This window comes from Embleya sp. NPDC025285 (assembly GCF_055558835.1).
In genome coordinates, this window is sequence record NZ_JBVHLU010000053.1 from 64,289 (window position 1) to 75,983 (window position 11,695).

Below are 11,695 nucleotides of genomic sequence, written 5' to 3' on the forward strand. Positions count from 1 at the left end.
GTCGCGCGTGCCCACCGACTCCCGACCTGGGGACGACAAGCGCCACGGACCCGACCGACATCAGCAAAGCCGGCGCGAGCCCGATCACCAATCCGGCAATCGGCCACTGCGTCGACCCCACCGGCACCCCTGACACCGCCGATTCCGGCGGGTCCAGCACCAACAACCGCAGCGCCGACCACTTCGACACCGACGACCCCAACACCGGCGGCTTGGGCACAGGCGGCTTCGGCGGTTTGGTCGCCGGAGGCCGAGGTGGCCGCGGATTCGTCGGTTTCGTCGGCGGTTTGGTGACACCCCCGACCCTCACCACCGGCCCTGCGCCATCCCGGACCCCTCGAAGCGCTCACTCCCCGGCGCGTACCCGGCGCCGGTCCGCCCAACCCGCGCCTCGTACCGTGCGCCGCCCGAACCCCCACCGGACTCGACCTCGACGACCGCCCGCCCACCACCCTCGGCGCCCGCCGTACCGCAGGCCCCAGCAGCCGGCACGCACACACATGCCACCAGCAGACACCGCGCCGCGAACCGAGAGTTGGCCATGGCGCAAGGTTGGCGCCGCCCAGTGGATCACCCCGAGCGAACCCCCGAAATTCCCACGTACGAGTGACCACCCCAGCCCCAGCCCAAGCCCCCGAACCCGAGTGCGAACCCAAGCCCGAACAACCGGCACAACGGGCGCTACGGGCACTACGGGCCGGGCCACCCAGCAATCTCACCCGACGACCACCTCACCGGCCACGCGACCCACAACCTCGCGCAGCCCGGTCGCGAACGCCCGCGGGCACTCGCGACCACCGACGAACAGGTGATCACCGAAGTCGCCGCAGCACGGGCCCTCCTGGCCGGCACCTGCCGCCGACAACCCTGACCCGACTACGCTCCTGACGCCGAATCAGCGGGCGGTGATCTCCGGACCGATCGCAAAGCCCTTCAGCGGGCCGTCCGGAATGGTGGCCACAGTTCCGTAGGTCGCCCGAATCACCATTCCGTACTCGCCCTTGACAGCGTCCGGCTTGCTCAGCACCGTAACGACCCCGTCCTCATCGAAGTCATCGATGATCACGTAGACGTCGATGCCGGCCTCGGCATAGGCGCGACGCTTGCGGTCTCGATCGCGTGCCCCGGCCTCTCGCCCGGGTGACACGATCTCGGCAACCAGGATCACACCCGATGCGGACACGCCGAGCCCGTCGGGATCCGGAGCCTCGTCCACATCCTCGGGAGCCACGAAAACATCCGGGATATACACCTTGCGGCGACAAATGACGTTGATGTCCTGGTAGGCCGCGAGCGAATCATCCGCGTCCAAGTGATCCCCAAGCGCGTCACGCAGACGGTTCGCTACCTTCCCATGGCGCCGGGACCCGGTGGGAGACACCTCGATGGCTCCTTCGATGATCTCGGCACGCAGTCCCTCGGGCAGCGTCATCTCGTTCCACGCTTGCCAGAGCACATCGTCGAGCGCGTCGAAGCCGGAAGCAGTCACATGAAACTCATGCGTCGCGATCGCCATCGGAAAACACCTCCTGACCCAGTCCGGACCACGGGTCGCCGGTAGCGGACAAGCTTTCGCTCGACCGTAACCGGCAGCCGTGCCATCGTGAGTCCGGATCGATGTCGATCAACCGATCGAGTGACGACGCCGCATCGGCACCATCAGCGCAGCTTCCGCGCCACCTCGGCAGCCCAATACGTCAGGATCGACGAAGCCCCCGCCCGCTTGATCGAGGTCAGCGTCTCCAGCACCACCCGGTCCCGGTCGATCCAGCCGTTCGCCGCCGCCGCCTCGACCATCGCGTACTCGCCGCTGACCTGGTACGCCGCGACCGGCACGTGCACCTCGTCGGCGATTTGCCGGACGATGTCCAGGTACGACATCGCGGGCTTGACCATCACCAGGTCCGCGCCCTCGGCCACGTCCAACAGGACCTCGCGCACGGACTCCTCGGCGTTGGCCGGGTCCTGCTGGTAGGTCATCCGGTCGCCCTTGAGCGTGGATTCGACCGCCTCGCGGAACGGACCGTAGAAGCCCGACGCGTACTTCACGCTGTACGCCAGGATCGACACGTCCTGATACCCGGCGCCGTCCAACGCCCGCCGGACCACCCCGACCTGACCGTCCATCATGCCGCTGGGGCCGACCATGTGCACGCCCGCGTCGGCCTGTACGACGGCCATCCGCGCGTACGCCTCCAGCGTCGCGTCGTTGTCCACCGAGCCGTCCGCGGCCAACACACCGCAGTGCCCGTGGTCGGTGAACTCGTCCAGACACAGGTCGGACATCACCACCGCGTCGGCGCCCACCTCGGCCACCACGTCGCGGATGGCGACCTGGAGCACGCCCTCGGGGTCGAAGCCGGCCGAGCCGACCGCGTCCTTGACCGTCGGGATGCCGAACAACATCAGCCCGCCGACCCCCGCCGCGACCGCGTCGTGCGCGGCCTTGCGCAGCGAATCGCGCGTGTGTTGCACAACGCCCGGCATCGACGAGATCGGCACCGGTTCGCGCACACCCTCGCGCACGAACAGCGGCAGGATCAGGTCGGCGGGATGCAGCCGGGTCTCCGCGACCAGGCGGCGCACCGCCGGGGACGTGCGCAACCGCCGGGGACGGTGCGCGGGAAACCCTGACGATGCGTCAGCCTGGTACGACATCGGAACTACTCGGCCTTCCTCATGCGAGGTGTGCGGGCCACCCCACGAAACCTGAGCGCCACTCCACGACTCCCGAGGGTCACCCCGCGAGCCCCGGAGTCACCCCGCGAGCCCTGAGAGGCACCCCACGAATCCTGAGCGCCACTCCACGTAACCTACTTTGCCTTCCGTCGCGACCCCGGCCGCCGTTCACTCGGCCGGGTGACGGGGTCACCCGCCTCCACCATGGCGGCCCGCCGCGCCGTACCGAACTCCGCGAGCGCCTCGGCCAACGCGGACACCGACGGCTCGGGAGCCATCACGTCCACGCGTAGACCGTGTTCCTCGGCGGTCTTCGCGGTCGCCGAGCCGATACACGCGATCACCGTCACCGCGTGCGGCTTGCCCGCGATGCCGACCAGATTGCGCACCGTCGAGGACGACGTGAACAGGACCGCGTCGAAGCCGCCGCCCTTGATCGCCTCGCGGGTGTCCGCCGGCGGCGGCGCCGCGCGCACCGTGCGGTACGCGGTGACGTCGTCGACTTCCCAGCCCAACTCGACCAGACCGGCCACCAGCGTCTCGGTGGCGATGTCGGCACGCGGCAGGAACACCCGGTCGATCGGGTCGAAGACCGGGTCGTACGGCGGCCAGTCCTCCAGCAATCCGGCGGCGGACTGCTCCCCCGACGGCACCAGGTCCGGCTTGACGCCGAACTCGACCAACGCCCGCGCGGTCGCCTCGCCGACGGCCGCGACCTTGATCCCGGCGAAGGCGCGCGCGTCCAGGCCGTAGTCCTCGAACCGCTCGCGCACCGCGCGCACGGCGTTGACCGAGGTGAACGCGATCCACTCGTAGCGGCCGGTGACCAGGCCCTTGATCGCCCGCTCCATCTGCTGCGGTGTGCGCGGGGGCTCGACCGCGATGGTCGGCACCTCGTGCGGCACCGCGCCGTACGAGCGCAGTTGCTCGGACAGCGTGACCGCCTGCTCCTTGGTGCGCGGAACGAGCACCTTCCAGCCGAACAGGGGCTTGGTCTCGAACCACGACAGGGTGTCGCGCTGGGCGACCACCTCGCCGACGACCACGACGGCCGGCAGCGTGATCTTCGCGGACCGCACGTCGGACGCCACCTGCGCGAGCGTGCTCACCAGGGTGCGCTGCTCGGTGGTGGTGCCGTTGACGGTGACCGAGACCGGCGTGGCGGGCTTGCGGCCGCCGGCGACCAGTTCCTGCGCGATCTCGGCGATCGAGTCGAGCGCACCGCGCAACACGAGCGTGCCGTCGACGGAGCCGACCGTGGCCCAGTCGATCGAGGCCTCGGCCATGTCGAGGACGCGAACGCCACCGCTGCCCTTGGCCGCGTGCAGCGGGATGCCCGCGTACGTGGGAACGGCCGTGCTGACCGGGACACCCGGGACGACCTCGAAGACGATCTTCGCCTTCGCGACCGCGGTGATCTCGTCCGTGACCGACTGGTCCACGCACGGGTCACCCGCCACGGCCCGGACGACCTGCCTGCCCGATCGCGCGGCGGCCACGACGACCTTGGCCCGGGCAACGGCCGACAGGAGTTCCCCGTCGTCGCCGGTCACCGGGTCGAGGACCTCGACGCCGCTCTTGCAGTGGAACAGGACCTGGCGCAGCGTCGCCTCGTCGGCGATCACCACATCGGCCTCGGCCAGCACCTCGATGGCCCGCAGTGTGAGCAGTCGCGGGTCGCCGGGACCGGCACCCACAAAGGTCACGATGCCGCTGGGCTTCTTCTTCGCTCTGGGGCTCAAGGGACGCGCTCCCCCATCAAACCGGAGGCCCCTCGGGCGAGCAGTTCGGTCGCGAGTTCGCGACCGATCTTCTGCGCCTCGTCGAGGGTTCCGGTGGCGGACAACCGTACGCTGTCGGTGCCGTCGACATTCGCGACTACGGCCCGCAGGTACAGCTCGGTGACCTGCTCGCCCTCGGCGACCTCACAGAGGGCGCCGACCGGAGCCGAACATCCGGCTTCCAACACGGCGAGCAGCGTGCGCTCGGCCAGTACGGCGGCTCGGGTGTCCGAGTCGTCCAAACCGGCGAGCAGTTCGACGAGGGCGACATCGTGTGTCGCGCACTCGACGGCCAGTGCCCCTTGACCGGGGGCAGGCAGCATGTGGAGCGGATCGAAGGTCTCGGTGACCTCCTCCGCACGACCCAGGCGGCCGAGACCGGCCTTGGCCAGGACGACGGCGTCGAGTTCGCCGGACGTCACGAAGCCGACCCTGGTGTCGACGTTGCCGCGGATCGGAACGATCTCGTGGCCGAGCCCGAGCAGCAACAACTGCGCGGCGCGGCGCGGCGAACCGGTCCCGATCCGGGAGCCGGCCGGCAACTCGGCGAGCGCGAGCCCGTCCCGGGCCACCAGCGCGTCGCGCGGATCGTGCCGCGGCGGGACCGCGACCAGGGTGATGCCCTCGGGGTCGGCGGTCGGCAGGTCCTTGAGCGAGTGCACGACGAAGTCGACCTCGCCGGCCAGCAGCGCGTCGCGCAGCGCGTTGACGAAGACGCCGGTGCCGCCGATCTGCGTGAGCTGTTCCCGCGAGACGTCGCCGTGCGTGGTGATCTCCACCAGTTCGACGGCACGGCCGGTCAGGCGCGTGACGGCTTGGGCGACATGGCCCGACTGGGCCATCGCCAGCTTGCTGCGCCGGGTGCCCAGTCGCAACGGTGCTTCGGTCACGCCACACCTTCCACTGCGTCGGGGGCGTCCGCCCGGCGGACCACCTCGGGGGTGCCGGGGTCGAGATCGAACAACATCCGCAGCGCGTCCGCGTACGAGGATCCGCCGGGCTCGCCGGCCAACTGCTTGACCCGCACCGTCGGCGCGTGCAGCAGCTTGTCCACCACGCGCCGCACGGTCTGCTCGACCTCGGCGCGCACCCGGTCGTCCATCTCCGGGACCCGGCCACTGAGCCGGTCCAGCTCGGCCCGGACCACGTCCGAGCCCATGCTGCGCAGCGCGACCACGGTCGGTGCGACCTGCTGGGCCTGCTGCGCGGTCGCGAACGCCGCGACCTCCTCGCAGACGATCTTGCGCACCAGGTCCACGTCGGCCTCGCCGGCCGTGCCGGCGGAGACCTCGGCGAGCAGTTCCAGGTCGATCAGCACGACGCCGTCGAGGTCGCGTACACCCGAGTCGATGTCGCGCGGCAGCGCCAGGTCGATCAACACGAGCGGCTGCTCGACCCCGCGCTCGCGGCGGGCTGCCAGCACCGCCTCGATCTCGTCCCGGCCGATCACCAGACCGGCCGCGCCGGTACAGGAGACCACCAGGTCGACCGAGCCCAGCGCGTCGGGCAGCGCGGACATCGGCGCCGCCCGGCCGGCCACCGACTCGGCCAGGTGCTCGGCCCGCTCGTAGGTGCGGTTGGCCACCACGATGTGTCCGACGCCCTCGCGGTGCAGCGTCTTCGCGGCCAGCGCGCTCATCGAGCCGGCGCCCACCACCAGCGCCCGGCAACCCTCGATCGGGCCCATCGACAGCTCGGCCTGGGCCAGCCCGACGGTCATCAGCGACCGGCCGGCCTGGTCGATGCCGGTCTCGGTGTGCGCCCGCTTGCCCACCCGCAGCGCCTGCTGGGTCAGCTCGTTCAGGACCCGACCGGCGGTGCCGTGGGTCTGCGCGAGCGCCAGCGCCGCCTTTATCTGACCGAGGATCTGCCCTTCGCCGACCACCATCGAGTCGAGCCCGCAGGCCACCGAGAACAGGTGCTGGACGGCACGGTCCTCGTAGTGCACGTACAGGCACGGGGTCAGCTCGGACACCGGGACGCCGGTGTGCCGCGACAGCAGGTTGCCCAATTCGGTGACCCCGCCGTGGAAGCGGTCCACGTCCGCGTAGACCTCGACCCGATTGCAGGTCGACAGCAGCACGGCCTCGCCGACCGGCTCGGCCGCGATCAGGTCGTGCAGCAGCGCCTCCTGGGCTTGCCCGGTGACCGAGACCCGTTCCAGGAGACTGACCTCGGCCGTCCGATGACTCAGACCGACCGCCAGGACACTCATGGTGTCTTCCTACCGTTGTTCGCCGTGTTCGCGGGCGCGACACCCACGCGACAGCCGGTCACGCCGGCATCACCTCGGGGAGGTCGCCGCGTTCCCCCGGCTTCGAGGGTCGCGCCGGAACCGGTCCCGCGACGGGATCGAGACCGGACTTGCGCTGTTCGTGGAAGGCCAGGATCTGCAACTCGATGGACAGATCCACCTTGCGCACGTCCACGCCCTCGGGCACCGAGAGGACCGTGGGCGCGAAGTTCAGGATGCTGGTGATGCCGGCGGCGACCAGCCGATCGGCCACCTCCTGCGCGGCCGGCGCGGGCGTGGTGATCACGCCGATCGACACATGGTCCTCGCGCACGATCTGCTCGAGGTCGTCCATATGGCGCACCGCCATGCCCGCGATCCGCTGACCGGTGACCGCCCGATCGGCGTCCAGAAGCGCCGCGACCCGGAATCCCCGGGAGGCGAACCCGCCGTAGTTGGCGAGGGCGTGACCCAGGTTTCCTATGCCGATGATGGCGACCGGCCAGTCTTGGGTGAGCCCGAGTTCACGCGAGATTTGGTACACGAGATACTCGACGTCGTAACCGACCCCGCGGGTGCCGTAGGAGCCGAGATACGACAGGTCCTTGCGCAACTTCGCCGAATTCACCCCGGCGGCAGCGGCGAGTTCCTCGGACGAGACCGTGGGAACACCCCGCTCCGACAGCGCACTGAGCGCCCGGAGGTACAGCGGAAGCCGCGCCACCGTCGCCTCGGGGATGCCACGTCCCCGTTGCGCCGGTCGCTCGGTACGCCCTGTAGCCACGCTGCTCCTGTGGGTGGGACCTGGGATTTCGATTGCCAGGTTAGGCTTTTGTGAACGTACGCACAAAGTAGGTGTCCGATTTGCGCGCCTGTCGTGATGCTCGTCACGCCTTGGTTCCGAAGCGGAGCGTGAACTCGATCACACGAGGTGACCTTCGCGTGGTCCATGCGTAGTCGTGGTATCCGATCGCGCACGCCCCCTCACCGTACGTGTCGGCGATATTTCCCTCCGGCGGCCCCTTCGCCGGCCCCTCGCCCGGCGTCCGCCACGCGGCCGGCCCGGGACCGGGATCCGCTCAGCCGCCCAGTGCGCGACGCAGCCGCCGCTCGTCCACCCGCCAGAAGTCGTGCTGCCTGCCGTCCACCATGGTCACCGGGATCTGCTCCCAGTACTTGTGCTGCAGCTCCGCGTCCTGGGTGATGTCGACCTCCGTCCAGGTCACGCCCAGCTCCCCGGTCACCCGTTCGATGACGGCGCGGGCGTCGTCACACAGGTGACAACCGGGCTTGCTCAACAGCGTCACGGTGCGGGTCGCGGCGTCGGTACGGCGGCGGAAGAGATTCACGTCCTCGATTGTCACCCGCCGAGGGCGCCGGCCAGAAGGCCGCTCCCGGACCGGCCCGATCCGGTCCCGGCGACGCGCCGGACGAGGCCGGGCTTCATCCGGGCGGCGCGCCGTCGCAAGACGACCGCCACACACCCGCAATACGCGCCTACTACGCTCGGCTCCATGGTTCTCTTGCGCCGGCGATCGACGACCAAGAACACCAACGACAGTGCCGTGCGGGCGGGTGAGGCCGCCGCCGCGGCGGCACACGCGAGCGTCCCGCCGCGCGCCCTCGGCGACGACGGCCTGCCGCCGCGGATCGGCGCCGCGTTCTTCGACCTCGACAACACCGTGATGCGCGGCGCGTCGATCTTCCACCTGGCCCGGGGGCTGTACGCGCGCCGGTTCTTCGGCACCCGCGACATCGCCCGGTTCGGCTGGCAGCAGGCCCGGTTCCGGCTCGGCGGCGAGCACATGGGGCACGTCGGCGACGCCCAGGAGATGGCGCTGTCGTTCGCCAAGGGCCACACCGTCGAGGAGATCCGGGTGATCGGCGAGGAGATCTTCGACGAGTGCATGTCGGACAAGATCTGGCCGGGCACCCGGGGACTGGCCCAGATGCACCTGGACGCGGGTCGCCAGGTGTGGTTGGTCACCGCCGCACCGATCGAGATCGCCACCACGATCGCCGGCCGACTGGGTCTGACCGGCGCGCTGGGCACCGTCTCCGAGACCCGGGACGGCGTGTACACCGGGCGCCTGGTCGGCGAACTGCTGCACGGCGAGGCCAAGGCGGAGGCCGTCCGCGCGCTCGCGGTGAGCGAGGGCCTGGACCTGACCGACTGCTCGGCCTACAGCGACTCGGCCAACGACATCCCGATGTTGACCCTGGTGGGCGATCCGTGCGCGGTCAATCCGGACGCCCGACTACGCCGCCACGCCCGGGCGAACGGGTGGCGTGTAAAGGACTACCGCACCGGTCGCAAGGCCGCCCGGATCGGGCTGCCGGCCGCCGCCGGCGTGGGCGCGGTCGCGGGTGCGCTGGCCGCCGGCACCGCCGTTCGGCGCCGGGTGCCGGGCCGCGTCTGAGCGGTCCACCCGAACACCCCCACACCCCCCGCGACCTGCGACGAGGGGGTCGTTTGCGGCTGTCCCGGGACACCCGATCGACGGCGAGTTGTCCGCATATAGCACACCCGACCCGTGACAACCCGGCAAACACGCAAAGAGCACACAACAGCGGTCGATCCCGGTAGCTTCACAACGCCGATGGGCACACTTGGTATCCCTTCCTTTACTAAGCGTTATTCTCGATCGGCGCACGGCGGTATCCAAGTTCCCTACTATGGGTGATCGATTCCGCACCGAACGTAATTACCGCTGAAGCAACAGGGAGTCCCGTGCACCGAATCGTCCGGGTTGACGTGTCCGGGCTGGCGACACTGCGTGCGGCGGTGTGCGCGAGCTTTGCCCCCCCGTCCGTCGGCTTCGCCGCCACCGCCGGTTACGGCGCGGGGGTTTGCTACGCGACCCCGGCCGGACCCGTGGGCTTCGCCCTCGCGTCGCGCGCCGGCACCACCGAACCGACCCGTCCGACCCGAGGATCCGGGTACACCCGGGGACCGGGTCCGGACGGCGAGGCCCGCCGCATCATGGCCCTCGTCGAACTCGCCCAGGACGGCGACGGCGACGCATTCGCCCAGCTTTACGACAACTACTTCGACACCGTCTACCGGTACATCTACTACCGGGTCGGCGGCCGCGCCGTCGCCGAGGACCTGACCAGCGAGACCTTCCTGCGCGCGCTGCGTCGGATCGGCACCTTCACCTGGCAGGGCCGTGACTTCGGCGCCTGGCTGGTGACCATCGCGCGCAACCTGGTCGCCGACCACTTCAAGTCCAGCCGGTTCCGCCTGGAGGTCACCACCGGGGAGATGCTCGACGCGAACGAGGTCGAGTCCAGCCCCGAGGACTGTGTCCTGGAATCGCTGTCCAACGCGGCCCTCCTGGACGCCGTGCACAAGCTCAACCCCCAGCAGCAGGAATGTGTGACCCTGCGCTTCCTGCAGGGACTCTCGGTCGCGGAGACCGCACAGATCATGGGTAAGAACGAGGGGGCGATCAAGACGTTGCAATACCGCGCCGTACGGACCCTCGCCCGACTGCTGCCCGAGGACGTGCGGTGAATCACACTTCCGTAACCTTCGGGGTCGCCGGATCGTTCTCCTCGATAGCGAACCCCTTCGGGGATCGTTGCGGCGGGGAGCCGCCCTGTGGCCCCCGACCCGGAGACTTCCCTGGACGGACATCCGGGGAGAGGAGGTGCGGCCTGTGAGCATTGCGGCCCTGGATCGGCGACCCGCGAACGCCTTCGCGCGAGCCCTCGACGAGAACGACCGCAACAACCGATCGGCAGAGCCCCCGCCCGGGCTGGCCCCGCTACTGCGGACCGCCGAGCTGCTGCGAGATCGGTCCGAGTCGGCACCCGTGCCGAGCACGGACTTTCGAACCGCGCTCCGGCAACGGCTGCTGGACGAGGCCGCGGCGCTGCCCGCGACCGAGGGCAGCGCCACCGTGCCCGCGGCGCGCACCGGCGCAAGGAGCTCGCGGCCCCGCCGCGCACCGTGCGCTGGCGTCGGCGCGCGGCCATCGCGGGCACGTTCGTCGTGGTCACCGGCAGCGGCCTCGGCGGGGTGGCGTACGCCAGCTCCGACGCGCTGCCCGGCGACATGACGTACGGCGTCAAGCGCACGGTCGAAGACTTCAAGATCTCGCTCGCGGACAACGACCACGAGCGCGGCGAGCGCTATCTCCAGCAGGCCGAGACCCGAATGGGCGAGGCCGAACAACTGCTCAAGCGGACCGGCCGAACCCCCGCCGACAAGGCGACGGTGCGGCACCTGCGGCAGGTGCTCGACGACTGGCGCGAAGAGGCCGACAAGGGCCGCGCGCTGCTCACCGACCACTTCCGCAAGAGCGGCAGCGAAGGCCCGATGCGCAATCTGGCCGACTTCGCCCGGTCCGGCCACGAGCGCATGGACCGGATCGGCGACCGCCTCCCACCGGAGCTCGCCTCCGAGCGGGACCGGGTCCGTACCCTGCTCACCGCGATCAACGAACAGGTCGCCCCGATCGCGGGCACCGCGGGCAAGACCTCGTCCGCACCCGCCGAGAATGGGCGCTCCGGCGGCTCGCCGGCCGCTCCGGGCGCGAACCCGCCCGGCGGGCCGGACACCGGGTCACACCCGCTCGCCCCGCAACCACCCGGCTCGGGCGGCACCGCGGCGAACGGCGCACCGCAGCCGAACGGCTCGGCGGCACCGGGCGGTTCCGCTCCACAGCAGCAGCCGCAGAACGGCGGCCTGCTGCCGGGGCTGAACATCCCGCTGCTCGGCGGCCCGCCCGCGCAGAGCCCCAGTGCCCAGTCCGGTGGCGCGGGCACGACGCCGACCCCGGCGAAGACGCCCAAGGGTCAGATCCTGCCGCCGCTGCTGCCCGGCCTGCCGGGTATCGGGCTCAACCTGCTCGGCCCCGCGGAGGACGAACCGCAGGGCTGACCCCGACCGGGCCGGGCCCGGTCGACCGGTGAAGACGCGAGCGGGGGGTGGGGGGGGGGTCCACGGGCTCCCGCCTCTTTTTTTTGAACCCCCGAGGGGCTCCCCCAAGGAGGA

The 11,695-nt window shown here is 70.6% G+C and carries 10 protein-coding genes; 3 read left to right on the forward strand and 7 right to left on the reverse strand.

Annotation, left to right across the window (positions count from 1 at the left end):
* Positions 1 to 895 precede the first annotated feature (895 nt).
* The 7 genes from ACZ4FV_RS30525 to ACZ4FV_RS30555 form a co-directional block, all read right to left on the reverse strand.
* Positions 896 to 1,516 carry a Uma2 family endonuclease gene (locus ACZ4FV_RS30525; protein WP_402234564.1) on the reverse strand — a complete coding sequence of 207 codons (621 nt, stop codon included), beginning with the start codon at positions 1,514 to 1,516 and terminating at the stop codon, positions 896 to 898.
* 143 nt (positions 1,517 to 1,659) lie between these two features.
* Positions 1,660 to 2,658, reverse strand: coding sequence for a porphobilinogen synthase (gene hemB / locus ACZ4FV_RS30530; RefSeq protein WP_395866912.1), 999 nt, complete (start codon positions 2,656 to 2,658; stop codon positions 1,660 to 1,662).
* A 155-nt stretch (positions 2,659 to 2,813) separates the two neighbouring features.
* Positions 2,814 to 4,421, reverse strand: coding sequence for a bifunctional uroporphyrinogen-III C-methyltransferase/uroporphyrinogen-III synthase (locus tag ACZ4FV_RS30535; RefSeq protein ID WP_395866910.1), 1,608 nt, complete (start codon positions 4,419 to 4,421; stop codon positions 2,814 to 2,816).
* Positions 4,418 to 5,350 carry a hydroxymethylbilane synthase gene (hemC, locus tag ACZ4FV_RS30540; protein WP_395866908.1) on the reverse strand — a complete coding sequence of 311 codons (933 nt, stop codon included), beginning with the start codon at positions 5,348 to 5,350 and terminating at the stop codon, positions 4,418 to 4,420. Before hemC ends, ACZ4FV_RS30535 begins: the two co-directional genes overlap by 4 nt.
* Positions 5,347 to 6,675 carry a glutamyl-tRNA reductase gene (locus ACZ4FV_RS30545; protein WP_402234561.1) on the reverse strand — a complete coding sequence of 443 codons (1,329 nt, stop codon included), beginning with the start codon at positions 6,673 to 6,675 and terminating at the stop codon, positions 5,347 to 5,349. The genes hemC and ACZ4FV_RS30545 overlap by 4 nt, the downstream gene beginning before the upstream one ends.
* A gap of 58 nt (positions 6,676 to 6,733) precedes the next feature.
* The gene (locus ACZ4FV_RS30550; protein WP_078976624.1) at positions 6,734 to 7,477 is read right to left on the reverse strand and encodes a redox-sensing transcriptional repressor Rex; all 744 of its coding nucleotides are present in this window, start codon (positions 7,475 to 7,477) and stop codon (positions 6,734 to 6,736) included.
* A gap of 295 nt (positions 7,478 to 7,772) precedes the next feature.
* Positions 7,773 to 8,042 (reverse strand): glutaredoxin family protein, encoded by a 270-nt coding sequence (locus ACZ4FV_RS30555; RefSeq protein ID WP_395866905.1) that lies wholly within the window; start codon positions 8,040 to 8,042, stop codon positions 7,773 to 7,775.
* 165 nt (positions 8,043 to 8,207) lie between these two features.
* Here ACZ4FV_RS30555 and ACZ4FV_RS30560 point away from each other — a divergent pair, with 165 nt between their 5' ends.
* From ACZ4FV_RS30560 to ACZ4FV_RS30570, 3 genes are all read left to right on the forward strand, one after another.
* Positions 8,208 to 9,113, forward strand: a complete 906-nt coding sequence (locus ACZ4FV_RS30560; protein ID WP_395866903.1) for an HAD family hydrolase — start codon at positions 8,208 to 8,210, stop codon at positions 9,111 to 9,113.
* A 311-nt stretch (positions 9,114 to 9,424) separates the two neighbouring features.
* On the forward strand, positions 9,425 to 10,210 hold the full coding sequence (locus tag ACZ4FV_RS30565) for an ECF subfamily RNA polymerase sigma factor, BldN family (protein ID WP_395866901.1): 786 nt from the start codon (positions 9,425 to 9,427) through the stop codon (positions 10,208 to 10,210).
* Positions 10,211 to 10,648: 438 nt separating this feature from the next.
* The gene (locus tag ACZ4FV_RS30570) at positions 10,649 to 11,581 is read left to right on the forward strand and encodes a DUF5667 domain-containing protein (protein ID WP_465323787.1); all 933 of its coding nucleotides are present in this window, start codon (positions 10,649 to 10,651) and stop codon (positions 11,579 to 11,581) included.
* Positions 11,582 to 11,695 lie beyond the last annotated feature (114 nt).